The organism is Kitasatospora sp. NPDC093806, assembly GCF_040683335.1.
GTDB lineage: Bacteria > Actinomycetota > Actinomycetes > Streptomycetales > Streptomycetaceae > Kitasatospora.
The window spans coordinates 68,361-91,741 of the sequence record NZ_JBFBDO010000009.1; the positions used below are offsets into that span (position 1 = coordinate 68,361).

Annotated in this window: 23 protein-coding genes; 9 read left to right on the forward strand and 14 right to left on the reverse strand. The window is 74.3% G+C overall.

What is annotated here, in order from left to right:
* Nucleotides 1-20: 20 nt before the first annotated feature.
* From AB0N76_RS08215 to AB0N76_RS08225, 3 genes are all read right to left on the reverse strand, one after another.
* Nucleotides 21-995 (reverse strand): NAD(P)/FAD-dependent oxidoreductase, encoded by a 975-nt coding sequence (locus tag AB0N76_RS08215; RefSeq protein WP_363554433.1) that lies wholly within the window; start codon nucleotides 993-995, stop codon nucleotides 21-23.
* 94 nt (nucleotides 996-1,089) lie between these two features.
* Entirely contained in the window at nucleotides 1,090-2,088 is a 999-nt protein-coding gene (locus AB0N76_RS08220; protein ID WP_363554435.1) for a hypothetical protein, read from the reverse strand.
* Nucleotides 2,089-2,213: 125 nt separating this feature from the next.
* Nucleotides 2,214-3,119: an NAD(P)-binding domain-containing protein gene (locus AB0N76_RS08225; protein WP_363554437.1), complete on the reverse strand. Its 906-nt coding sequence runs from the start codon at nucleotides 3,117-3,119 to the stop codon at nucleotides 2,214-2,216.
* Between the two features lie 99 nt (nucleotides 3,120-3,218).
* Between AB0N76_RS08225 and AB0N76_RS08230 the strand changes: the two genes are divergently transcribed.
* On the forward strand, nucleotides 3,219-3,581 hold the full coding sequence (locus AB0N76_RS08230) for a helix-turn-helix domain-containing protein (RefSeq protein ID WP_363554439.1): 363 nt from the start codon (nucleotides 3,219-3,221) through the stop codon (nucleotides 3,579-3,581).
* A gap of 199 nt (nucleotides 3,582-3,780) precedes the next feature.
* Here AB0N76_RS08230 and AB0N76_RS08235 read toward each other — a convergent pair whose 3' ends face one another.
* Nucleotides 3,781-4,203, reverse strand: a complete 423-nt coding sequence (locus tag AB0N76_RS08235; protein ID WP_363554441.1) for a DUF350 domain-containing protein — start codon at nucleotides 4,201-4,203, stop codon at nucleotides 3,781-3,783.
* A gap of 164 nt (nucleotides 4,204-4,367) precedes the next feature.
* Here AB0N76_RS08235 and AB0N76_RS08240 point away from each other — a divergent pair, with 164 nt between their 5' ends.
* From AB0N76_RS08240 to AB0N76_RS08250, 3 genes are all read left to right on the forward strand, one after another.
* Nucleotides 4,368-4,787 carry a hypothetical protein gene (locus AB0N76_RS08240; protein WP_363554443.1) on the forward strand — a complete coding sequence of 140 codons (420 nt, stop codon included), beginning with the start codon at nucleotides 4,368-4,370 and terminating at the stop codon, nucleotides 4,785-4,787.
* Nucleotides 4,788-4,793: 6 nt separating this feature from the next.
* Nucleotides 4,794-6,023, forward strand: coding sequence for a glutathionylspermidine synthase family protein (locus tag AB0N76_RS08245; RefSeq protein WP_363554445.1), 1,230 nt, complete (start codon nucleotides 4,794-4,796; stop codon nucleotides 6,021-6,023).
* 61 nt (nucleotides 6,024-6,084) lie between these two features.
* Nucleotides 6,085-7,905, forward strand: coding sequence for an NHL domain-containing thioredoxin family protein (locus AB0N76_RS08250; RefSeq protein ID WP_363554447.1), 1,821 nt, complete (start codon nucleotides 6,085-6,087; stop codon nucleotides 7,903-7,905).
* 69 nt (nucleotides 7,906-7,974) lie between these two features.
* Here AB0N76_RS08250 and AB0N76_RS08255 read toward each other — a convergent pair whose 3' ends face one another.
* On the reverse strand, nucleotides 7,975-9,288 hold the full coding sequence (locus tag AB0N76_RS08255; protein WP_363554449.1) for a M18 family aminopeptidase: 1,314 nt from the start codon (nucleotides 9,286-9,288) through the stop codon (nucleotides 7,975-7,977).
* A gap of 282 nt (nucleotides 9,289-9,570) precedes the next feature.
* Nucleotides 9,571-11,400, reverse strand: coding sequence for an acyl-CoA dehydrogenase (locus tag AB0N76_RS08260; RefSeq protein WP_363554451.1), 1,830 nt, complete (start codon nucleotides 11,398-11,400; stop codon nucleotides 9,571-9,573).
* A 292-nt stretch (nucleotides 11,401-11,692) separates the two neighbouring features.
* On the opposite strand from AB0N76_RS08260, the gene AB0N76_RS08265 reads away from it, so the two are divergent.
* Both AB0N76_RS08265 and AB0N76_RS08270 read left to right on the forward strand, forming a co-directional pair.
* Nucleotides 11,693-12,127: an SseB family protein gene (locus AB0N76_RS08265; protein ID WP_329884991.1), complete on the forward strand. Its 435-nt coding sequence runs from the start codon at nucleotides 11,693-11,695 to the stop codon at nucleotides 12,125-12,127.
* Between the two features lie 158 nt (nucleotides 12,128-12,285).
* A complete protein-coding gene (locus AB0N76_RS08270) occupies nucleotides 12,286-13,245 on the forward strand; it encodes a pirin family protein (RefSeq protein ID WP_363554453.1) in 960 nt (319 codons plus the stop codon).
* 75 nt (nucleotides 13,246-13,320) lie between these two features.
* Here AB0N76_RS08270 and AB0N76_RS08275 read toward each other — a convergent pair whose 3' ends face one another.
* The 3 genes from AB0N76_RS08275 to AB0N76_RS08285 form a co-directional block, all read right to left on the reverse strand.
* Nucleotides 13,321-14,142, reverse strand: a complete 822-nt coding sequence (locus AB0N76_RS08275) for an integrase (RefSeq protein ID WP_363554455.1) — start codon at nucleotides 14,140-14,142, stop codon at nucleotides 13,321-13,323.
* A gap of 360 nt (nucleotides 14,143-14,502) precedes the next feature.
* Nucleotides 14,503-15,126, reverse strand: a complete 624-nt coding sequence (locus AB0N76_RS08280; RefSeq protein WP_363554457.1) for a TIGR03086 family metal-binding protein — start codon at nucleotides 15,124-15,126, stop codon at nucleotides 14,503-14,505.
* Nucleotides 15,123-16,034, reverse strand: coding sequence for an alpha/beta hydrolase (locus AB0N76_RS08285; protein ID WP_363554459.1), 912 nt, complete (start codon nucleotides 16,032-16,034; stop codon nucleotides 15,123-15,125). Before AB0N76_RS08285 ends, AB0N76_RS08280 begins: the two co-directional genes overlap by 4 nt.
* A gap of 161 nt (nucleotides 16,035-16,195) precedes the next feature.
* Here AB0N76_RS08285 and AB0N76_RS08290 point away from each other — a divergent pair, with 161 nt between their 5' ends.
* Nucleotides 16,196-16,837: a TetR/AcrR family transcriptional regulator gene (locus AB0N76_RS08290; RefSeq protein WP_363554461.1), complete on the forward strand. Its 642-nt coding sequence runs from the start codon at nucleotides 16,196-16,198 to the stop codon at nucleotides 16,835-16,837.
* 46 nt (nucleotides 16,838-16,883) lie between these two features.
* Here the strand turns inward: AB0N76_RS08290 and AB0N76_RS08295 are convergent, their stop codons facing one another.
* The 4 genes from AB0N76_RS08295 to AB0N76_RS08310 all read right to left on the reverse strand — a co-directional run bounded on the left by AB0N76_RS08295 (nucleotide 16,884) and on the right by AB0N76_RS08310 (nucleotide 20,787).
* Nucleotides 16,884-18,209, reverse strand: coding sequence for an amidase (locus tag AB0N76_RS08295; RefSeq protein WP_363554463.1), 1,326 nt, complete (start codon nucleotides 18,207-18,209; stop codon nucleotides 16,884-16,886).
* Between the two features lie 108 nt (nucleotides 18,210-18,317).
* The gene (locus AB0N76_RS08300; RefSeq protein WP_363554465.1) at nucleotides 18,318-18,596 is read right to left on the reverse strand and encodes a hypothetical protein; all 279 of its coding nucleotides are present in this window, start codon (nucleotides 18,594-18,596) and stop codon (nucleotides 18,318-18,320) included.
* An 83-nt stretch (nucleotides 18,597-18,679) separates the two neighbouring features.
* Complete coding sequence (gene alc, locus AB0N76_RS08305) at nucleotides 18,680-19,780, reverse strand: allantoicase (protein ID WP_363554467.1); 1,101 nt, start codon at nucleotides 19,778-19,780, stop codon at nucleotides 18,680-18,682.
* Nucleotides 19,781-19,839: 59 nt separating this feature from the next.
* Nucleotides 19,840-20,787, reverse strand: coding sequence for a LysR family transcriptional regulator (locus AB0N76_RS08310; RefSeq protein WP_363554548.1), 948 nt, complete (start codon nucleotides 20,785-20,787; stop codon nucleotides 19,840-19,842).
* A 174-nt stretch (nucleotides 20,788-20,961) separates the two neighbouring features.
* On the opposite strand from AB0N76_RS08310, the gene AB0N76_RS08315 reads away from it, so the two are divergent.
* Complete coding sequence (locus AB0N76_RS08315) at nucleotides 20,962-21,996, forward strand: LAETG motif-containing sortase-dependent surface protein (protein WP_363554469.1); 1,035 nt, start codon at nucleotides 20,962-20,964, stop codon at nucleotides 21,994-21,996.
* A gap of 113 nt (nucleotides 21,997-22,109) precedes the next feature.
* Here the strand turns inward: AB0N76_RS08315 and AB0N76_RS08320 are convergent, their stop codons facing one another.
* The gene (locus tag AB0N76_RS08320) at nucleotides 22,110-22,568 is read right to left on the reverse strand and encodes a hypothetical protein (RefSeq protein WP_363554471.1); all 459 of its coding nucleotides are present in this window, start codon (nucleotides 22,566-22,568) and stop codon (nucleotides 22,110-22,112) included.
* Here AB0N76_RS08320 and AB0N76_RS08325 point away from each other — a divergent pair.
* Entirely contained in the window at nucleotides 22,540-23,211 is a 672-nt protein-coding gene (locus tag AB0N76_RS08325; protein ID WP_363554473.1) for an LPXTG cell wall anchor domain-containing protein, read from the forward strand. The two genes, AB0N76_RS08320 and AB0N76_RS08325, sit on opposite strands and share 29 nt — an antisense overlap.
* The last annotated feature ends 170 nt before the right edge of the window (nucleotides 23,212-23,381 follow it).

Genomic DNA, 23,381 nt, shown 5'->3' on the forward strand with positions numbered 1-23,381 from the left:
CTGGTTGGCGGGGAGGCAGGTCAGGCGGCCGTGGCGGCGAGGGCCCGTTCGACGTCCTCGTCCACCAGGTCGTGGTTGAGCGCGAACGCGGCCGCCGCGCCCGCGCCGGCGGCGGTGACCAGTTGGGCGCGCGGGTCCGCGACGTTGCCCGCCGCCCACACGCCCGGCACGCTGGTGCGGCCGGTACCGTCGACGGCCACCCAGCCCTGCGCGTCCCGTCCGCACTCCAGGCCGAACAGCAGCGCGTCCCGGGGCACCGGCCGCGGGAAGACGAACACCGCCGCCCGCGGCACCGTCCGCCCGTCCGCCAGCTCGACGCCGCGCAGCCGGTCGTCCGCGACGACCAGCCGCTTCACCTCGCCCTCGACCACCCGCACGCCCCGCGCCGCGAGCCGGGCGCGGTCGCCGTCGGACAGCTCCAGGGTGTGCCGGAAGAGCACCAGGTCGGCCGACCACTGCCGGACCAGCAGCGCCTGCCGCACCGCGTTCGGGTCGGTGCCCAGCACGCCGAGCGGCCGGTCGCGGACCTCGTAGCCGTGGCAGTAGGGGCAGTGCAGCACGTCGCGGCCCCACCGTCCGGCCAGGCCGGGCAGGTCCGGCAGGCCGTCACGCAGACCGGTGGCGACCACCACCCGGCGGGCGCGCAGGACCGGGCCGCCGGCCAGGTGGACGTCGAAGGCGGGGCCGTCCGTGCCGTCCCCGACCGGTTCGACGTGGTCCACCCGCGCGTCGATCAGGTCGGCCCCGTAGCCGGCGACCTCCTCCCGGCCGACCGCCAGCAGCGCGGCCGGGTCCATGCCGTCCCGGGAGAGGAAGCCCCGCAGCTGCGCGGCGGGCGCGTTGCGCGGCTGTCCGGCGTCCACCACGGCCACCCGGCGGCGGGCCCGGGCCAGGACCAGTGCGGCGTTCAGGCCGGCGGCTCCGCCGCCGACCACCACCGCGTCGTAGCCGCCGGTACGGGCCTCGGTCCGCTTGTCGCTCACGTTGTCGCTCACGGCGATCACCTCCACCGCCAGGCTGCGCCGACGACCGCCGGGGAGGCAACTTTCGTTGCTGTTTCGGCAACACCCGCCCTGAGAGCCGCCCCGCTCAGGCCGTCCGCCGCCAGTACGAGCGGGCCGCCACCGCCAGCGCCACCCCGTACACCGCGAACGCCCCGAGGCCGATCCAGCACACCAGCAGGGTGTCCCCCGCCGTCGGGAAGTCGCCGCGCGGCACGTCCACCGCGCCCACCGTGGCGAGCGCCAGGTAGCCGACGCCGACCACCCCGTACGGCGCGAGCGTGCCCGCGCCGAGCAGGGCGGGGACGAGCGGCAGCCAGCGCGGGACCGGGCGGCCGCGCAGCGGCAGGGTCCAGCGCGGGAACACCTGACCCCAGGGGCGGACCAGGCCCCAGAGCAGGAACACCCCGAGCGCCGCCAGCAGCGCGGTCGCGTCCAGGCCCCAGGACTCCAGGGCGAGCCAGAGCCCGGAGGCGCCGTTGCGTTCCGCGTCGGCCCGCATCTGGGCGCCGCTCAGCCCGGCGAAGGTGCCGCCGAACGCCCAGGTCAGCTTCATCACCACGTATGGGACGAAGGCCAGGCTTCCCGCCAGGACGGCCAGTTGGACCGGCGCGGGGGCCGCCGACGGGGCCGCCGGGACGGCCCGGCGGGGCCGGGGGCGCGGGTCGACGGCGCGCGCCGTCGCCGCGAGCAGGCCCGCGCCGAGCGCCGAGAGGGCGCGCAGCGCCGCGTCCGGCCCGCTGTCCACGCCCTCGCCGAAGACCAGCGTGATCACGTCCATCAGCAGACTGAACGCGCCTGCCCCGGCCGCCCCGCACAGCGCCCAGAGCACCCTGCGCAGCACCGGGCGCGGACCGGGACCCGTGCCCGTGGCCAGCGCCGCCCCGGTCACCGCCGCCGCCAGGCCGACCGCCGCCACCGCCCAGGCCGGCCACCCGGCGCCGAACAGCGCCGTCCCGCGCACCGCGCACCCGGTGCCGAACGCCGCGTACGCGACGCCCCACCCGGCCACGGCCCGCCCGTCCGTCACCCACGCCCGGGGCCCCACCGGCACCCGCCCGACCGTCCACCCACCCGTCGTCGTCATGCCCCCACGCTCGCAGCGCCGCCCCGCCCCGGACCTCCCCCACCGGAACGACCCCCTCCCCCGCCCGGGGGACGCCCGAGGGACGCCCGGGGAACGCCCGGGGGCACTCCGCCGCGCGTCGGACGTCAGCGGCGCAGGAGGTCGATGACGCCGGTGAGGTCCTCGGCGCCGTTGGCCCGGTCGGCCTCCAGGCGGCGGCGCATCAGGGCGAAGTAGGGCGTGAGCAGTTCGGGGCTGACGCCCTGTTCCTCGGCGGTGCGCAGGAAGGTCGGGGTGCCGGCCACCTGCATGGCGAGGTCGGAGACCACGCCCAGGGTGTAGTCGCCGGCCTCCAGCTGGGCGGCGGTGGCGGCGACCGAGCCGGTCATCGCGGTGAGCCAGGAGCCGAGCAGCGGGGCCAGGGCGCTCGGGGCGACGTCCTCGTCCCGGATCAGCGCGTAGGCGTGCGCGACACCGGCGAACATGCCGTACATCGCGCTCAGCAGCGCCACGTCGTGCAGCGCGGCGAAGCCGGCGTCCGCGCCGACGTAGCGGGTGTCGGCGGGGGCCGCGAGGACGGTGCGGTGCTCCTCGAACAGTTCGCGCGAGCCGCTGTAGAAGACGTACGGGCCGGCCGCCGGGACGCCGATCATCGGCGGGACGGCCATGATGCCGCCGTCCAGGTAGCGGGCGCCGCGCCCGGTGACCCAGGCGGCGCGGGCGCGGGCCTGGCCGGGGGTGCTGGTGACCAGGTTGACGACGTCCTTGCCGGTCAGGTCGACGCCGTCGAGCGCCTCCGCCACCGAGGCGTCGTCGAGCAGGCAGACCACCAGCAGCCGGTTGGCGGCGACCGCCTCGGCCACGGTGGCGGCGACGGCGGCGCCCCGCGCGGCGAGCGGTTCGGCGCGGGCGGCGGTGCGGTTCCAGACGGTGAGCGGGTGCCCGGCGGTGAGCCAGGCCTCGGCCAGTGCGGCGCCCATCGCGCCGAGGCCGAGCAGGGTGAGCGGGGTCGCAGGAGTGGTCGAAACGGTGTCAACGGTGTTCTCTGCCATGCCGATCAGCCTCGTCGCCGCCCCCGGAAGCGCTCAAGTACGCACTTCGGAGTGGGTGGTTACCCTGGGGTGAGCGAGCAGGTCGGAGGAGGGGGCGGCATGGCGACGGTACCGAGGCCCGGGGCGCCCGGCGGGTACGTGTGCGGGATCGACGCCGCGATGGACGTGATCGGCGGCAAGTGGAAGGTGCTGATCCTCTGGGCGCTGGCCGAGCGGCCGGGCTGCCGGTTCGGCGAACTGCGCCGGCAGGTCCCGGGGATCACCGAGAAGGTGCTCGCCGCCCACCTGCGCGAGCTGGAGGCGGACGGCATCGTGCACCGGGTGGCGTACGACGAGGTGCCGCCGCGGGTCGAGTACTCGCTGACGGCGGCCGGTGAGCGGCTCAACGAGGCGCTGGCGCCGCTGGGCGCCTGGGGGCGCGAGCACGTGCTCGGCGGCCGCCCGCACCCCGTCCCGATGTAGCGCGGCCCCAGGGCCTGTCTCTTGGATCCTTGCCGGGGTCGCAACGCCAGGGCACGCACCTCGCCGCGTTGTCGTCGGTCACCAATGGCCCCCAGCCTTCGGCCGGGAGGTGCCCCCACCGCAGTGGCTTCCTCCTCCGCCTTGCGATGCACGCACCCTGACGCCGCGACCTGATCCGACAAAATCCAAGAGACAGGCCCTAGGCGATCGAGGCCGACACGATCGCCGCCACCGCGAGGTTGCAGCTGGCGGTCACCCAGACCGCCGGGTGCGGCTCCGGGTCGACCAGGATCGCGCCGAGCTTGCCCGGCGTCAGCACGTCGACCACCCAGAACGCGACGGCCATCAGCACCAGTCCGAGCACGCCGAAGCAGGCGGTCGAGGCGAGGCCCTTCCCGAAGTCGTCGTAGGTGTAGAGGATCGCGGTGAAGACGATGCCGCCGATGCCCAGCAGCGCCGAGCTGAGCAGCACGGCGGCGTTGCGGTTGCGTTCCACCCAGATCTGGTGCCCGAGCTTGCCCGGCGTCAGGACGTCCACCAGGACGATGCCCAGGAGCAGCAGGACCACGCCGACGGCGCCGAAGGCCGCCGCCGCGCCGAGACCGTGCAGGATGTCGTTCATGGGTGTCTGGCCCCCGGTTCCGTGTCGCGCGCCGTCGGGCCGGTCGTCACCCGGACCGGCCCGATGGTCAAGGATCGGCAAAAGATAACCCATCGCGCCGGGGTCCGGCCGGGGAACGGGGGTCCCTCCCGCCACTTCCGGGTCCGCGCGTAGCATCGGGCGCCATGACGCAGCCACCGCCCGACAGTCCGGCGCCGAGACCGGACGCCGCCGTCCGGATTCCGGACAGCCCACGCGCCGACCGCACCGCCGACCAGCCGCACGGCACCGACCCGCGCCGCCGTTCGGGCTTCGTCACCCTCGGCATGGTCGGCACCCTCGCGCTGGCGCTGTCCGGCTGCTCGTCCTCCTCCGGCGGCAACCCGCCGAGCCGCTGCGTCGACCCCGGCACCCTCAAGGTCCTCGACAGCCACTCCTGCACGAGCGGCACGAGCGGCGCATCCACCAAGGGCACCGCCGCCGGCCGCTGGTACTACTGCGGCTCCGGCTCCACCACCGCCGTCGGCGGCACCTTCGACAAGGCCGCCACCAAGCGCGGCGGCTTCGGCTGCCCGTCCGGCTCCAGCGGCTCGGGCGGGGGCTGATCCGCCGTGCGCCGCCGCACCGTCGAACCCCGCCCGGACTGGCTGGCCACCGTCGAGGGCCAGGGCCTGATCTACGCGATGTGCTCGGACCCGTGCAACCAGGGCGGCCCGCACGCCTACTGGGACGAGTCCGCCTACTACGAGTTCTCGCTGCCCGAGGTGGAGGCGCTGGAGGAGGTGGTCGAGGAGCTGCACGAGCTGTCGCTGGCCGCCGCCGACCACGTGGTCCGCACCGGCCGGTTCGCCGACTACGGCATCACCGACCCGCGGCTAGCCGCCGCCGTCGCCGAGTCCTGGCACCGCCGCGACGAACAGCCCTCGCTGTACGGGCGGTTCGACCTCGCGTACGACGGCACCGGCCCGGCCAAGCTGTTCGAGTACAACGCCGACACCCCGACCTCGCTGATCGAGGCGGCCGGCCCGCAGTGGTTCTGGATGGAGGAGCGCTTCCCGCACGCCGACCAGTGGAACTCGCTGCACGAGCGGCTGGTCGCGTCCTGGGCCCGGCAGAAGCACCTGCTGCCGCCCGGACCGGTGCACTTCGCCCACTCGCGCGGCGACACCGAGGGCGAGGACTGGATGACCACCCTCTACCTCCAGGAGTGCGCCGAGCAGGCCGGCCTGGAGACGGTCGGCATCGCGATGGAGGACATCGGCTGGGACGGCCTGTCCGGCCGCTTCGTCGACCTCGAACACCGCTTCATCCGCTCCGCGTTCAAGCTCTACCCGTGGGAGTGGCTGGCCTCCGACGAGTTCGGCGGGCAGCTGCTGGACGTCATCGACCACGGCGGCTCCACCGGCTCCACGCTCTGGATCGAGCCGGCCTGGAAGATGCTGCTCTCCAACAAGGCCCTGCTGGCCGTCCTCTGGGAGCTCTTCCCGGGCCACCCCAACCTGCTGCCCGCCTACCTGGACGGCCCGCGCGAACTCGCCGACCCCGACGGCCCCGGCTACGCCGCCAAGCCCCTGCTCGGCCGCGAGGGCGCGGGCGTGCGGATCGTCGAACCGGGCGGCCGGGAGACCCGCCTCGCCGACTGGGCCGGCGACCCGGACCGCTACGGCGCCGAGGGCCACTGCTACCAGCAGCTGCACCCGCTCCCCGACTTCGACGGCAACCGCCCCGTCCTCGGCACCTGGGTCGTCGACGGCGAACCGGCCGGCCTGGGCATCCGCGAGACCGACGACAGCCCCATCACCCACCAGGGCGCCCGCTTCCTCCCCCACCTCATCGTCTGACCCCGGCCGGTTCGCAGGCACCCCCGGAATGCCGCGGCCGCCCGTGCTGTTTGATTGGCTCATGGCATCTCGTGCACGTGTACGCGCCCCCGAGTTGGTCGGGGCCGGCGGTTGGCTGAACACCGGTGGCAAGGAGCTCGCGCTTGCCGACTTCCGGGGCAAGATCACCATTCTGGACTTCTGGACGTTCTGCTGCATCAACTGCCTGCACGTCCTGGACGAGCTGCGCGAGCTGGAGGAGAAGCACCGCGACACCGTGGTGATCGTCGGCGTGCACTCGCCCAAGTTCGTGCACGAGGCCGACCATCAGGCGGTGGTGGACGCGGTGGCGCGCTACGAGGTGCACCACCCGGTGCTGGACGACCCGCAGCTCGTCACCTGGAAGCAGTACGCCGTCCGGGCGTGGCCGACGCTGGTGGTGATCGACCCGGAGGGGTACGTGGTCGCCCAGCACGCCGGCGAGGGGCACGCGCACGCGCTGGCCCGGCTGGTCGAGGAGCTGGAGGCGGAGCACGCGGCCAAGGGCACGCTGCGGCGCGGCGACGGCCCGTACGTGGCGCCGGAGCCGACCGCCGGGGAGCTCAAGTTCCCGGGCAAGGCGGTCCGGCTGCCGGACGGCCACTTCCTGGTCGCCGACTCCGGCCACCACTCGCTGGTGGAGCTGGAGGCGGACGGCGAGACGGTGGTCCGCCGAATCGGCGACGGCGTGCGCGGCCTGGTGGACGGCGCCAGCCCGCGGTTCAGCGAGCCGCAGGGCCTGGCACTGCTGCCCGAGGGCACCGCGGCCGACTACGACGTGATCGTGGCGGACACCGTCAACCACGCGCTGCGCGGCGTCCGGCTCGCGGACGGCAGCGTGACCACCCTGGCCGGCACCGGCCGGCAGTGGTGGCAGGGGTCCGCGACCGAGGGCCCGGCCCGCGAGGTGGACCTCTCCTCGCCGTGGGACGTCGCCTGGTTCGACGGCCGGGTGTGGATCGCGATGGCCGGCGTGCACCAGCTGTGGGCGTACGACCCGGCGGCCGGCACGGTCGGCGTCGCGGCCGGCACCACCAACGAGGGCCTGGTCGACGGACCGGTCGCCGAGGCCTGGTTCGCCCAGCCGTCCGGCCTGGCCGTTTCGGCGGACGGCGAGAAGCTCTGGGTCGCCGACTCGGAGACCTCGGCGCTGCGCTGGGTTTCACGTGAAACCAAGACGGTGCACAGCGCGGTCGGCACCGGCCTGTTCGACTTCGGGCACCGGGACGGCGCGGCCGGGCAGGCACTGCTCCAGCACCCGCTGGGCGTCACCGTGCTGCCGGACGGCTCGGTGGCCGTCAGCGACACCTACAACCACGCGCTGCGCCGCTTCGACCCGGCGAGCGGCGAGGTCAGCACCCTCGCGACCGACCTGCGGGAGCCGTCCGGGGCGGTGCTGGTCGACGGCGACATCGTGGTGGTCGAGTCGGCCCGGCACCGGCTGACCAGGCTGCGGCTGCCCGAGGAGGCCGTCCGGGTGGAGGCGGTGGCGCACCGCACCCAGCGGGCCGCGACCGAGGTCGCGCCCGGCGCGTTCCGGCTGGACGTGGTGTTCTCGGCGCCGACCGGGCAGAAGCTGGACGAGCGGTACGGCCCGTCCACCCGGCTGCTGGTCAGCGCCACCCCGCCGGAGCTGCTGGTCTCCGGCGCGGGCGCGGACAGCGCGCTCTCCCGCGAGCTGGTGCTCTCCGCGGAGGTCGCCGAGGGCGTGCTGCACGTCTCGGCGATGGCCGCGTCCTGCGACGACGACCCGGCGATCGAGTACCCGGCCTGCCACGTCCACCAGCAGGACTGGGGCGTGCCGGTGAAGCTGACCGCGGACGGCGCGCGCCGGCTGCCGCTGGTCCTGGCCGGCCTGGAGTAGCCGCACGGGCGAACGGCGAAGGGGCCCGGTGAACCGCGCGGTTCACCGGGCCCCTTCGCCGTACCGGGCTCAGCCCTCCAGGAAGGCCTTGACCGCGCTGGCCAGCAGGTACGGGTCGTCCGCCCCGCACAGCTCGCGCGCCGAGTGCATGGAGAGCGCGGCGATGCCGCAGTCCACGGTCTGGATGCCGAGCCGGGCCGCGGTGATCGGACCGATGGTCGTCCCGCAGGGCATGGCGTTGTTGGAGACGAAGGTCTGCCACGGCACGCCGGCCTTCTCGCAGGCCGCGGTGAACACCGCCCGGCCGACGCCGTCGGTGGCGTACCGGTTGTTGACGTTGACCTTCAGGATCGGCCCGGCGTTCGGCATCGGCTGGTGGCCCGGCTCGTGCCGCTCGCTGTAGTTCGGGTGGACGGCGTGGCCCATGTCGGAGGAGAGGCAGATGGTGCCGGCCAGCGCCCGGGCCCGGTCCTCCAGGCCGCCGCCGCGCGCGTACACCGAGCGCTCCAGCACGTTGCCGAGCAGCGGGCTCTGCGCGCCGGTGTCCGACTCGCTGCCGGTCTCCTCGTGGTCGAAGGCGGCCAGCACCGGGATGTACGGCAGCGCGTGGCCGTCCGTCTCGGCGGCGGTCGCCACGGCGGCCAGGGCGGCGGTGGCGGCGTGCACCGAGAGCAGGTTGTCCAGCCGCGGGCCGGCCAGCAGCTCGCGGTCGCGGCCCAGGTAGGAGGCGGGCTGCACGTCGTGCGTCATGAGGTCCCAGCCGGCCACCTCGGCGGGCGCGACCCCGGCGCGCTCGGCGACGTACTCGATCAGCGAGCCCTCGTCGACCGGCCCGAGGCCCCAGATCGGGGTGAGGTGGCGCTGCTTGTCGAGCTTCATGCCGTCGTTGACCTGGCGGTCGAGGTGGATCGCCAGCTGCGGCACGCGCAGCAGCGGCTCGTCCAGCTGGACCAGCCGCCGGGTGCCGTCGCGCAGGGTGAGCCGGCCGGAGAGGCCGAGGTCGCGGTCGAGCCAGGTGTTGAGCGGCACCCCGCCGTAGATCTCCACCGCGACCTGCCGCCAGCCCGCGGACCCGGTGTCGGGGATCGGCTTCACCCGGAGATTGGGTGAGTCGGTATGGGTGCCGACCACCCTGAACGGTGTCTCCGGCCCCGCACCGGCCGGCACGTACCAGGCGATCAGCGCGCCGCCGCGGACGACGTACCGGCCGCCGGTCGCCGCGTCCCAGGCGTCCGTTTCCAGCACCTGCCGGAAGCCCGCTTTCTCCAGCCGCTCGGCGGCGCTCGCGACCGCGTGGTACGGCGACGGAGAGGTGCCGAGGAAGGCGATCAGGTCATCGGTGTGAGTCCGGTCGAAGAAGGCCTGGCGGGCGGCGGTCGACATGCTGCTCCTGAGTCGAGGGAGGGCCGAGGCCGAATGGGGGATCGGCTTCGCACCTTGAGCATATGCCCGTACACGGACATGCCACGCGGAGCATCCCAACGGATGCAGAACACGGACGGAACCGTGAACTGACGCTCCACCAGCGCGCGCGGGGCCGTTTCCGGGGACGCCGAAGGGCCCGGAGTGTTCCGGGCCCTTCGGCGTGAGGGTGGGGTCAGGCGGTCAGAGAGGTGTCACGCGCAGCGTGCCCGAAGAAGGGCGGCGGCGGGTGACGGGTGGGCGTTAGAACGCCTCCTCCGCCAGGTCCATGATCTCGTTGTCGATGCCCTCGGCGATCAGGCGCTGGGGGGCGACGGTCGGCAGGACGTTCTTGGCGAAGAAGCGGGCGGCCGCGACCTTGCCCTGGTAGAAGGGGACGTCCTTCTCGGAGGCGCCGGCCTCCAGCTTGGCCAGGGCCACCGCGGCCTGGCGGAGCAGCAGCCAGCCGACCACGACGTCGCCGGAGACCATCAGCAGGCGGGTGGTGTTGAGGCCCACCTTGTACATGTTCTTGACGTCCTGCTCGACCGAGGAGAGGTCGGCGAGCAGCTTGCCGATGATGGCCTCCAGGTCGCCGGCGGCCTTGGCGAGCAGCTCGCGCTCGGCGGCCAGGGCGTCGCCGCCCGCGGCGGAGGCGAGGAACTTCTGGATCTGCTCGGACAGCGCGGTGAGCGCCTGGCCGCCGTCCTTGACGATCTTGCGGAAGAAGAAGTCCTGGCCCTGGATGGCCGTGGTGCCCTCGTAGAGGGTGTCGATCTTGGCGTCCCGGATGTACTGCTCGATCGGGTACTCCTGCAGGTAGCCGGAGCCGCCGAAGGTCTGCAGGGACTGGGCGAGCTGCTCGTAGGACTTCTCCGAGCCGTAGCCCTTGACGATCGGGAGGAGCAGGTCGTTGAGGCGCTCGGCGGCCTCGTCGCGCTCGCCGCGGAGCTTGGCGGCCAGCATGTCGTCCTGGGTGGACGCGGTGAACAGGACCAGGGCGCGCATGCCCTCGGCGTACGCCTTCTGGGTCAGCAGCGAGCGGCGCACGTCCGGGTGGTGGGTGATGGTGACGCGCGGGGCGGTCTTGTCCAGGAACTGCGAGATGTCGGCACCCTGCACGCGCTCCTTGGCGTACTCCAGGGCGTTCAGGTAGCCGGTGGAGAGGGTGGCGATGGCCTTCGTGCCGACCATCATCCGGGCGAACTCGATGATCTTGAACATCTGGCGGATGCCGTCGACGGTCTCGCCCAGCAGCCAGCCCTTGGCCGGGTGCTTGGCGCCGAAGGTCATCTCGCAGGTGTTGGAGGCCTTGAGGCCCATCTTGTGCTCGACGTTGGTGGCGTAGACGCCGTTGCGCTCGCCCAGCTCGCCGGTCTCCCAGTCGAAGTCGAACTTGGGGACGATGAACAGGCCCAGGCCCTTGGTGCCGGGCTTGCCGCCCTCGGGGCGGGCCAGCACCATGTGGATGATGTTCTCGGACATGTCGTGCTCACCCGAGGTGATGAAGCGCTTCACGCCCTCGATGTGCCAGGAGCCGTCCTCCTGCTTGATCGCCTTGGTGCGGCCGGCGCCCACGTCGGAGCCCGCGTCGGGCTCGGTGAGGACCATGGTGGAGCCCCACAGGCGGTCGGTCATCCGCTTGGCGACCTCCAGCTGCTCCGGGGTGCCCTCCTCGGCGATGACGCCGGCGAAGGCCGGGCCGGAGGAGTACATCCAGATGGCCGGGTTGGAGCCCAGGATCTGCTCGGCGAAGGCCCAGATCAGCGAGTTCGGGGTGACCTGGCCGCCGATCGACTCCGGGATGCCCAGGCGCCACCACTCGGCGTCCATGAAGGTCTGGTAGCTCTTCTTGAACGCGGCCGGGACCGGCGCGGTGTTGGTCTCCGGGTCGAAGACCGGCGGGTTGCGGTCGGTGTCGGTGAAGGAGGCGGCGAGGTCGTTCTCGGCGAGGCGCGCGATCTCGCTCAGGATGTTCTTCGCGGTCTCGACGTCCATGTCCGCGAACGGTCCGGTGCCGTAGACCTGCTCGCGGCCGAACACCTCGAAGAGGTTGAACTCCACGTCCCGCAGGTTGGACTTGTAGTGACCCATGGCCGTTTTCTCCGGTTCGTCGCTTCCGGGATACCGCCGCGTTCGGGCGCCCCGTACCCACCAGTAGGCATCATGATGCTACCCAGCGGTAACTTGTTTCAAGCCCCCGTCGGTGAATCCTCGGCGGATTCCGCTATGAACGTGGTCACGTCCCACAGCCGGGGCGTCCACTCGTTGTCAGGATCGACGCCCGCACGGGTGGCCGCGCTCCCGATAGCCTGTCCGTGTGTACGGCTATGACCAGAACGCATACCCGGGCGACCCCTACCAGCAGGCGGGGCCGCAGCCGGGCATGAACGGCATGCCCGGCCCCGGCCCGTACGGCGAGCAGCCGCCCGGCGCCCAGCAGTCCCTCTACCCCGAGCCCTCGCCGCCCTCGCTGGCGGACGCGGTCCGGGCCTTCACCACCGGCTCGATGGCGGTGGAGGACTTCCAGGCCATCTTCATCACCTCCAAGGTGCACTGCCCGCGCGGCGAGCGGCCGGGCTTCCTGGCCCTGCACAACACGCCGACGCCGGTGATCCCGATGTTCAGCTCGCTGAAGGAGCTGCGCCGGTACGCCGGCAAGGACTCCAAGCACTTCACCGTGACCGGCGCCGAGGTCCTCGACCTGCTGCCGACCGGCTACGGCTTCGCGCTGGACATGGAGGGCGAGCACCGGATGGTGTTCGACGCCAAGGCGGTCGAGCAGATGGTCGACTTCACCATGCGCCGGATGTACGGCTGACGGACCCTGGAGGGGTGCCCGCCCGGCGCCTCCACGCCCGCCGCGGCCCGCACGACGGACCCACGTCCACATGGTTCAAAATTCAACTTGCTTCTTGTTGAGGATTGAACTAATCTCGTGGACGTAGGCCAGAGGAACGCCCCCCGAAGGAGGCCGACATGCCCGCCGTGACCGTCGACAACCCGCTGACCCTCCCGCGCGTCGCCACCCCCGACCCCGCCGTCACGAGCGCCCGGCCGGTCCTCACCGTGGTCACCGCCCCCGAGGGCTACGAAGGCGAGGGCTTCCCGGTCCGCCGCGCCTTCGCGAAGATCAACACCAAGTACCTCGACCCGTTCATCATGATGGACCAGATGGGCGAGGTGGATTACGCCGCCGGCGAGCCCAAGGGCACGCCGTGGCACCCGCACCGCGGCTTCGAGACCGTCACCTACATCATCGACGGGACCTTCATCCACCGGGACTCGCACGGCGGTGGCGGCACCATCACCGACGGCGACACCCAGTGGATGACCGCCGGCTCCGGCCTGCTGCACATCGAGACCCCGCCGGAGTCGCTGGTGCGGTCCGGCGGCCTCTTCCACGGCCTCCAGCTGTGGGTGAACCTGCCCGCCGCGGACAAGATGATCGCCCCGAAGTACCAGGACATCCGCGGCGGCAGCGTCAAGCTGCTCAGCACCGAGGACGGCGGCGCGCTCCTGCGCGTCATCGCCGGCGAGCTGGACGGCCACCAGGGCCCCGGCGCCACCCACACCCCGATCACCATGATCCACGCCTCGGTCAGCCCCGGCGCCCAGCTCACCCTGCCCTGGCGCTCCGACTTCAACGCCCTCGCCTACGGCCTCGCCGGCAACGGCTCGGCCGGCGCCGAGCACCGCCCCTTCCACCGGGGCCAGGCCGTCGTCTTCGGCGACGGCGACTCGATCACCCTGCGGGCCGACGAGAAGCAGGACTCCCGCGACAACAACTTCGAGGTCGTCCTCCTCGGCGGCCTCCCGATCCGCGAGCCCGTCGCCCACTACGGCCCGTTCGTCATGAACAGCCACCGCGAGCTCCAGCAGGCCATGGAGGACTTCCAGGCCGGCCGCCTCGGCACCATCCCCGCCGACGCCCGCTGATCGACACCGCCGGCGGGCGGTGGAGCCGACCGCCCGGTACCGGCCGTTCGTGACGACGCCTCGGCCCGCTCCGCGCTACAGCAGCGCGTAGAGGGCCGAGGCGTCGTCGTGCGGCTTGCCGCGCGGCCAGCGCTCGCAGGCGGCGTCGGTCCGCTCCACCGCCCGCACCTGGGCGATCAGCTCGGCCGGCCCGGACTCGGCGAGCAGCCGCAGCGCGTCGCCCCAGCTGCCCAGGCCGAAGCGCTCGGTGAAGCGGGCCGCGCCGTCGGACAGGGCGGCCACCGCGCGCAGTCCGGTCAGCGGCACGAAGCCGGTCTCGGCGTGCGCGGCCGCCTTCGGGCCGGCGGCGGCGATCCACGGGCCGCGGCCGGAGTTGCGGGCAGCGCGCACGGCCAGCGCGTACTCCAGGTGCAGGGCGGCCCGTTCGGCCGAGCCGGGCACCGTCGACCAGACCTGCCGGCGCAGCTCCTCCCCGCCCGGGAAGCGCTGGTTGTCGCCGATCACCCGCGGCGGGCCGTCCACCGGCTCCAGCACCAGCAGCGAGTCGCCGAGCACCAGGTACTCCAGCGAGGCGCCGTGCCGGCGGGCGGCGACCACCATCGCGGCGGGCGTGTTGGGGTGGGCGAGGTCGCAGCGGCCGCCGTGCAGCGCGGCGGTCTCCACGATCGCGTCGGCCAGGCACTCGGCGATCGAGCGGTCCGCGCGGTCGGTGAGCCGGGCCAGCAGGTGCACCCCGAGTCTGCGGACGTACCAGGCGGTGCCGTGCCGGCAGCCGGATTCCAGGCCGGTCGGCGAACTCGCCCCGTCGAGGAGGACGAGCGCCTCGGAGGTGGCCGCCGCGAAGTCCTCGCTCTCGCGGTCCGGCCGCCGTGCTTCCCCTGCGAGCTGTACCTGCATCCCGACAGTGTGGCCGCCGGGTGCGGCGCGCGCCCAGACCCGTGCACGCGCCGCGCCGCGCGCCCCCGGTGGCAGCCGGGGCGAACCGGCCATACCGTCGGAGGGAGAGTGGACATTTCGGCCAATCAGGGCCGTCCGGGTTTGGGATCTCCTTCGGGGGTCGCGACGGACCGGCGCTGACGAGGGCGAGAAAAGGGCGAGGAGCGACCGATGTTCTGGCAGTTCATCGTGGTACTGGCCGCCTCGATCGGCTTTCCGACCGCCGCACTGCTCTTCCTGATCGGCGGACCGCGCTTCCCGGACGAGAAGTAGCCGCGCGAGGCCCCGGCGGACCGGCCACCGCACCGGCCACCGTCGCGGCTAGCGGAGCGGCAGTGCCCAGGCCGGGTCGCGGCCGAGCAGGGCGAGCGCGCGGTCGAACGGTCCGGCGGCTCCCGTCGGGGTCCCGGGCGCCGTGAAGGCCTGCCCGGGGCCCCGGTCCGCCGGCCCGGCCGGGACCGCCCCGGCCACCGCGAGCAGCGTCCCGGCGAGTTCCGGCTCGGCCTCGACGGCGGCCACCAGCCGGGCCGGCGAGCCGAGCGAGACCGCCACGTCCCAGGCGTGCACCAGGGTGTCCAGCAAGTGGAAGCCGACCGCGGCGTGGAACGGGACCGGCTCGTCGGCCCGGACCTCCGGCAGCCAGAGCGGGGCCGGGTCCGGCGCCGCGGCGGCGCGGGCGAACGCGGCGGCGAGCCGGGCCGCCGAGTGCCGGAACGCGCCCGCCGGGTCGCCGGCCACCGGGACGTCCCGCCAGCACGCGAGGTCCGGCCCGGCGCCCCGGGCGGCGGCGGTGAAGCCGAGCTGCTGCCCGACCAGGTGCTCCAGCAGCCGGCGCAGCGACCAGCCGGCGCAGGGCGTCGGCAGCACCAGCTGCTCCGGCTGCACGGTGCCCACCACCCCGGCCGCCAACTCCAGCGACCGGCCGTGCAGTTCGACGAGGTTCACGCCGCGTCCGCCGTCCGGTCGAGGTTGTGGTTGCGGCTGCTGCTGCGGCCGGTGGTGCCGTCGGCGGACAGGAAGCCGATCACGTTGTCGAGCACGGTCGGTTCGACGAGGATCCGGCGGTGGCCGAGCCCCCGGGTGACCAGCAGCTCCAGCCGGTCCCGGTACGCCGCCCGGAGCAGCCCGGCGTGCGCGAACGGGACGACCTCGTCGCCCTCGTCGTGCGCCACCAGGATCGGCGGGGCGATCTGCTCCGGGGCGCGGGTGGCGTCGAAGTGCGCCGTGACGTCCGCGATCCCGGGGAACATCGCGCCGCCCTCCACCCGGCGGCGCAACTCCCGCTCCACGGTGGCGTTCAGACCCGCCATCGCGCAGAACGCGGCGGGCAGGTAGGAGACCTCGGCGACGCCCGCGACGGCGACCAGCCGCTCCGCCCGCAGCCCCTCGCGCAGCGCCAGGAAGGCCGCGTTGACGCCGAGCGAGTGGGCGACCACCGCCTCGAAGGCGCCGTACTCCTCCTGGAGCCGGAGCGCGATCGTCCGGTGGTCCAGCACGGTGGCGGTGCGCCCGCCGGAGTCGCCGTGGCCGGGGGCGTCGTAGCCGACCGGGGTCAGACCGAGGGCGCGCAGCCGCGGTACGAGGTCGGCGAACCGGGAGGCGCGGGACTGCCAGCCGTGCATCAGCAGGACCGGCCGGGCGCCGTCGCCCCAGCGGTAGACGACGACGCGCTCGCCGCCGTGGTCGAGCGTCCGGGTGACGGCCCGGTCGTGCACCTCGCGCTCGCGGGTGCGGACCCGGCCCCGGCGGAGGGGGCGGCGGTAGAGCTCGAACGCGGCCCGGCCGGCCAGGCCGGGGGCGGCCAGCGCGGTGGCGTTCAGGGTGGTGCGGATCAGTGCGACGGCCGGGTCCATGCGGATCTCCCTGTCGGTGCCGAGGGGCAAGAGCCGAACTCGCCGAGATATTAGCACGACCGTTCGTGCTTTTTTCGGGACGCGAACCGCTCCGCCGTCGACCTCGCTACCCTGGCGAGACGGACGGAGACCGGCGGACCGCCGGAGAACTGGGGTGAACGGTGGCCGGAGCGACCACGGACGGACGGGTCCTGCGCGGCGAGGAGACCCGCCGGACGGTCCTGCGGCGCGCGGTCGAGATCGCCTCCGTCGAAGGGCTGGACGCGCTGTCGATCGGCCGGCTCGCCACCGACCTCGGACTCAGCAAGAGCGGCGTGTTCGCCGGCTTCGGCTCCAAGGAGGAGCTCCAGCTCGCCACCATCCGGGCCGCCCGGCGGATCTTCTCCGACGCGGTGCTCGAACCGATCCGCGCCGAGGCCCCCGGGCTCCGCCGGATCCGCCGGCTCTGCGAGTCCTGGCTGGACTACTCGCGCGCCCGGGTGTTCCCCGGCGGCTGCTTCTTCTACGAGGTCAACGCCGAGTACGACGCCCGCCCCGGCCCGCTGCGGGACGCCCTGGTGGCCAACTGGCGGGAGTGGCACAGCACCGTCCTCGACCTGGTCGCCGAGGCCGGCGCGGCCGGCGAACTGCGGCCCGGGACCGACCTGGAGGACCTCACGTTCACCCTGGTCGCCCTGCTGGAGAGCGCCAACGCGCAGGCCCTGCTGTTCGACGACGACACCCCGTACGACCGCGCCGTCCGGGCCGTCCTGCACCGGCTGCGGGCGGACGCCGCCGACCCGGACTCCGCGGCCCTGGCCTGAGCGCCGCGCGCTTCCGGGACCACGCGGGCCCAGGCCCCGTATCCGCTCAGGCCCCGTCCAGCACCCGTTCCAGGACGGCCGCCAGGGCGAGCAGCCGCTCGTCCGCGCCGGCCTCGCCGATCACCTGGAGCCCCAGCGGCAGCCCCGCCGCGCTCACCCCGGCCGGCAGGCTGAGCGCGGGCAGCCCGGCGTAGCTCCACGGCAGCGACATCACCGCGTCGCCGGTGCTGTCCAGGCCGAGCGGGGCCGGGCCGGTCGCGGAGGGCGCCAGCAGCAGGTCCACCCCGGCCCGACGGCGCTGCTCGGCGAGCCGCTCGCGGAAGTGCGCGCGGGCGCGCAGCGCGGCCTCCCGGTCGGCCGGGTCGACGGTCCGGCCGTGCCGGATGCTCGCCACCGTCTCCGGCCGGTAGAGGCCGCCGAAGCGGGCGAACCAGTCGGCGTGGCTCGCGGCCAGCTCGAACCGGTTGATCGTCTGCAACTGCCCCACCAGCTCGTCGAAGTCGGGCAGCAGATCGACTTGACGGACCGTCAATCCGCGAGCGGACAGCAGGTCCAGCTGCGCACGGAAGGCCGTCAGCGCCTCCGGGCGGGCCCGCTCCAGATAGCGGCCGACCGGGACGCCGAGGACCGGCACCTGACCGGCCCCCGGGTCGGCCCCCGGCCCGGCCGGCGTCCAGTCGTCGCACAGCAGCGGGGCGGCCAGCGCGACGCCCGCCAGGTCGGCGGTGAACAGCCCCAGGGTGTCGAAGCTCGGCGCGTTCGGGATCACCCCCGCCGACGGGATCCGCCCGTGCGTCGGGCGGAAGCCCACCACCCCGCAGTAGGCGGCCGGCCGGATCACTGAGCCGACCGTCTGGGTGCCGATCGCCAGCGGCACCAGCCCGGCGGCGACCGCGGCCGCCGAACCGCTGCTGGACCCGCCGGGCGTGTGCCCCGGGTGGTGCGGGTTGCGGGTCGGACCCGGCGCGCTGGCCGCGAACTCGGCGGTCACCGTCTTGCCCGCCACCAGCGCGCCCGCCGCCCGCAGCCGGTCCACCACGGCGGCCTGCGGACCCGCCAGCACGCCCGGTGGCAGAGCGGATCCGGCGTGCGTGGGCAGGCCGTCCACGTGCACGATGTCCTTGACCCCGACGGCCACCCCGTACAGCGGCGGCGCGGCCGCCGGGTCCGAGTACCGGGCGGCGAGCGCCCGCGCCTCGGCGTGCAGCCGCTCGGCGCGGCCGGGTTCCGGCACGAAGGCGTGGATCAGCGGGTCCACCTGCTCGATCCGGGCGCAGAGCCGGTCGACGTGGACGGGCAGGGCCGGGACACCGGCCCGCAGCGCGGCGGCCTCGCGGTTCAGCGACCGGGGCCGGACCAGGGACTCCTCCATGCCGACCACGGTAGCCCCGGCTCACACCCGGCGACCCGCCCGGGACCCTCCGTCCCGACCGGCGAGGTCGGCACGCCCGCCCGACCGCCCGGCCCGACCGCCGGTGGGTCAGCGCGGCGCCGGCCAGCGGGGCTCCGGCTCCCCGGACACCGCCCCCGGCCGGTGCTCGTCCGCCAGGTAGGGGGATTCGCGCAGGTAGTACGCGCCGCAGGTGTGGCAGCAGAGTTCGGGCGTGCGACCCCAGTCCACCGCCTCCCGGGTGGGCGCCTGCGGATCGAGCTCCCGGCCGCACATCGCCGTGCTCTCGGCCGCACGGGCCATGTGCCAGAGCCGCACCCCGGCGGACGAGCCGCCGGCGCCGTACTCGGCCCGCATCCGGTGCATCATTCCCCCATCGTCCGACCGCCGTCCGGCCCCGGCAACCGGGGGGCTCCACGGCTGCCGGGCCACGCAACCCCCGAGCGGACCGCTCAGACCAGCCCGCCGTACAGCCTCAGCCGGGCGATCCCGCCGTCCGGGAAGACGTCCAGCCGGACGTGGGTGACCGGGCGCGGCGCCTCCGGCAGCAGGCGGTGGACGGTGTCCGGCCGCAGCCGGGTGCGCGGCACCAGCTCGAACCACTCCTCCGGGTCGGCGCCGAGCGCGTCCCGCCCGGACAGCGCCGCCCAGCCGGCCGCGTTGCCCACGTAGTAGCCGGTGTCGATCTCCACCGCCCGGACGGCGCCCCGGCCGGCCAGCCGCAGCCGGACCCAGTCGTGGCCCCCGTCCCGGCGCCTCCTGGTCTCCCAACCGTCCCCCATCGCCCGGGACTTGCCCGGCAGGGCGAGGTTCGCCGGGTCGGAGAAGAACCGGTCCGAGGCGGCCTCGACGGCGCCGCCGTTCTCGATCGCGGCCAGGTCGAAGGTGCCGAGCGCGGCCAGCCAGGCCGGGTCCGGACGGGCCTCGCCGTGCACCCGGAAGCGGGCGATCCCGCCGTCCGGGTACTGGCTGAGCCGCAGGTGCGTGAAGCGGGCGCGGTCGGCGACGGCGAAGCCGTTGGCGGCGTGGCCGCGCACCGGCGAGCGGGGGACCAGCGAATGCCAGACGGTCTCCGGGGCCAGCAGCTCCTCCGGGCCCGGGGTGCCGGGGAGTTCGGCGCCCTCGACGGCGATCCCGAGCGGGTGGTTGCCGCGGAAGTGCGCGGTGTCGACGACCACGCCGTGCACCACGCCCGGCACGCCCAGCCGGATCAGCACCCAGTCGTGGTCGGCGGCGGCCGGGTGCGGCCGGTCCGGACCGGCGCCGCGCCGCCGCCGGGTCTCCCAACCATCCATGAGCTGGCCCTTGTTGCCGAAGGTGTGCGGCCGGAAGCCGGCCGGCTCGGGCAGCAGCAGGTTCTCCCGTTCGGCGAACAGCTCGTCGTTGGCGGCGACCACCGCACCGCCCAGCCGGCGGTCGGCGAGGTCGGTCAGCGCGGTGAACGGGAACTCGGCGGCGCGGTAGTCGGCGTACGGGTCGCCGCCCCCGTACGGCGGGGCGGCGGCGTCGGACAACCGGTCGGGATTCGGGCTGGCGTTCGCGTCGGTGGTCATGCCTCCACCATCACTCCGGGCAACCGATCAGGTCCATCACAAAGAACTGAGCAGACCGTTCAGTCCGCCTGAACGGTGGTCGTCCTCCGGACCGCCTCCGCCACCGCGGTCAGCTCCGCCAGCACCCGGCGCAGCGGCGGCGTCCGCTCCGTCCCGGCCCGCACCACCGCCACCACCCGGCGGGTCGGCAGGTCCGCCGGCAGCGCCCGGACCACCGCGCCCCCGCCCCGCCCGGCCGAGGCCAGCCGGGGCACCAGCGCCACCCCCAGCCCGGCCGCCACCAGCGCCAGGATCGCCGTCCAGTCGGCGGCGGTGTGCGCGCGCTCCGGCGTGAACCCGGCCTGCGCGCAGGCCTCTTCGGTGATCTCCCGCCAGGGGCCGGCCGCGCCGTAGATCCACGGCTCCGCCGCCAGGTCGGCCAGCCGCAGGCCCGGCGCCCCGGTCAGCGGGTGCCCGGGCGGCAGCGCCACGTCCAGCGGATCGCTGAGCAGCACGGTCTCGACCAGCCCGGGCGCCCGCCCGGCCGCCTGTCCCCCACCGGCGCTGCCACCGGCGGCCAGCGACAGTGCCAGGTCGACGTCCCCCGCGGCCAGCAGCCGGACCGCCTCGGCGGCCTCCGCCTCCACCACCCGGACCGTCAGTCCCGGCGCGGCCGCGCGCAGTCGGGACACCGCGGGGACCAGCAGCCCGCCGATCGCGCTGGCGAACGCGCCCACCCGGACCTCGCCCGCCTCGCCGTGCAGATAGCCCGCGAGCTCCGCGTCGGCTCGCTCCAATTGTCCGAAAACCACCGCTGCGTGACGCAGCACCAGCCGCGCCGCCGGGGTCAGCCGGACCTTCCGCCCGGACGGCTCCAGCATCGGCGCGCCCACCTGCCGGGCCAGTGCCGAGAGCTGTTGGGACACCGCCGACGGCGAGAGGTGGAGCCGCTCGGCCGCCGCCGTCACCGTCCCGCACTCGTCGACCGCCCGCAGCACCCGCAGCCGCCGGAGGTCCCATTCGCCCACCGCACCCATCGCGCCAGGGTAGGGCGTCGATGGACGTCTTCCGGCCACCCCCGCGCGGAACCTTCGCGCACGCTCCGATATGGTGCCGCTCCTGCGACCCCGCCGGTGATCGGAACCAGGCACCAAGTCGCCCATATTCGGACACACTTCATCAAAAACGCTGGAGCAAAGACCGTGCGCTCTTCCCGCCTTCTGGCCGCGTCCACGCTGCTCGCGCTCTCCCTCGGTACGACGGTCGGCGCGGCCACCGCCGGCGCCGCCGCCGTCTCCCCGACCCCGACGGCCACCCCGAGCGCCACCAGCACCACCACCGCGACGGCCACCCCGAGCGCGAGCACGACCCCGAGCGGCACGCCTTCCGCGACCGGCACCCCCTCGGCCACCCCGTCGGGCAGCGCCTCCCCGAGCGCCACGGCGTCCCCCTCGGCGACCACGACGAAGCCTCCGGTCCGGCCCACCATGCCGCCGAGCCTGATCCCGACCCCCAGCGGCGGCCCCTGCCGCGGCTACCTGTCGAAGGAGCTCAAGGCCACCGGCTCGGGTCTGGCCAACACCACCCTGCTCAAGGGCGGTGCACCCCAGGAACTGACAGTCACCTTCGAGAACACCAGCGGCATCGACCTGTCGAAGGTGCGGGCGAACTTCTTCTTCACCGACATCGGTGAGGAGCTTCCGGTGACCAACCCGGTCACCTGGGGGCAGGACGCCTTCACCGTCCAGGTCAAGCTGCCCGACGGCGAGTGGAAGACGGCCGACCCGCGCACCGTGTCGACGGGTGGCACCTACCTGCTGGTCGATCTCGGCACCTACAAGATGGTCAAGGGTGGCAAGCTGACGTTCCAGACCCGCATCGCGCCCACGGGCAAGGCGCTCTCCGCCCAGTACTACGCCCAGTTGGACGCCAGTTCCGAAGACTTCGAGAGCAAGGACGTCCCCGGCGCCGCCGCAACCGACAGCTGCATCCACTTCGGTGCCAGCTACCGGCTCGACGAGTTGTTCAGGGTCAGCGAGACCACCGCCACCGGCGCGGCGGCTCCGTCGACCTCCCCCAAGGCCTCGACCTCGCCCGCCGCGGGCGGTCCGCACCTGGCCGAGACCGGGTCCAGCTCCAACACCCTGCCGATCGCCGTCGGCGGTGCCGCGGTGCTCGCCGCGGGCGCCGGGACGCTGTTCGTGCTGCGCCGCCGCAAGGCCGGCGCGCACAGCTGACCCTCCGCGCGTCGCAACACCGGGAAATCGGGCGGGGGTGCGCACAACCGTTCGCTTCCCCCGCTCGTCCTTTCATCGCACAAACTCTCCATCCGACCATCTACGGAGCCATGTCACGTGCGCACTTCCCGCTTGGCGGCCACTGCCGCCCTGTTCGTGATCACCAGCGGCGCCCTGGTCTCCGGGGCGACCGGCGCCTTCGCCGCACCCAGCCCTTCCGCCACGTCCTCGGCCACTCCGTCGGCCGCCGCGACCGGGACCCCGTCCGCCGACCCCACCGCGACCGGGACCCCCTCGGCCACGACCACGCCGTCGGCCACCGCGCCCCCCACCGGCACGCCCACGACCACGCCCTCGGCCACGGTGCCCCCGACCGGCACGCCCTCCGGCACGCCGACCGCCACCACGACGCCGACCGGCACCCCGTCGGCCACGGCGACGCTGCCCGAGGGCTGCATGTACCAGCGCGACGTCAAGATGCCGGTGCACACCACCGCCTCGTCGGTCACGCTCGTGCAGGGCGGCGCGGCGCAGGAGGTCGCGGTGTCATTCCAGAACACCAGCTCGACCACGCTGACCGACTTCAAGCTCAGCTACAAGATCGACGGCGTGAAGGGGCTCTGGCTGCCCAAGAGCCTGGTCAAGGTCCAGAACGGCGCCTGGAAGCCGGCCGACCCGGCGCCCGGCACGCACGACTCGGTGCCGCTCGGCTCCTTCCAGGTGAAGGCCAACGAGATGATCACCGTGGTGATCAGGCTGTCCCCCGAGGGGACGATGCCCACGCTCTACAACCTCTCCCTCACCGGCGCGTCCGAGGTGCTTCCGTACGGCGTGGGCCCGGAGAACGTCAAGTACACCTGCAACCGGCTGACCGGCTCGTTCGCCGCCGACGTCCGGGTCCGGCGCCCGGGTGGGGCCACCGGGACCCCGACCGCCACCGCCGAGCCGTCGGCGACCGGCACGCCCACCGAGAGCGCGTCCCCGACCGCGACGGCCACGACGGCCGCGCCGTCCACGACCACCTCGACCGGCCCGCGCACCACCGGCACCACCGGAACCGGCACCACGGGCTCGACCGGCACGACCGGCACCCGCCTCGCCGAGACCGGCGCGAGCTCCAGCACCCTGCCGCTCGCCATCACCGGCGGCGTCGCCATCGCCCTCGGCGCCGCCTCCGTCCTCGTCGCCCGCCGCCGCAAGGCCGCCCGCGACTGACCGGCCGATCCCCACGATCGGCACCTTCTAGACCGGAGCAAAACGTGCGCTCTTCCTCTCTGTTGGCCGCGTCGACGCTGCTCGCGCTGTCGCTCGGCGCGACGGTCGGCACGGCAACCGCCGGCGCCGCGGCCGTGTCACCCTCGCCGAGCGCGTCCGCGACGGCCGGC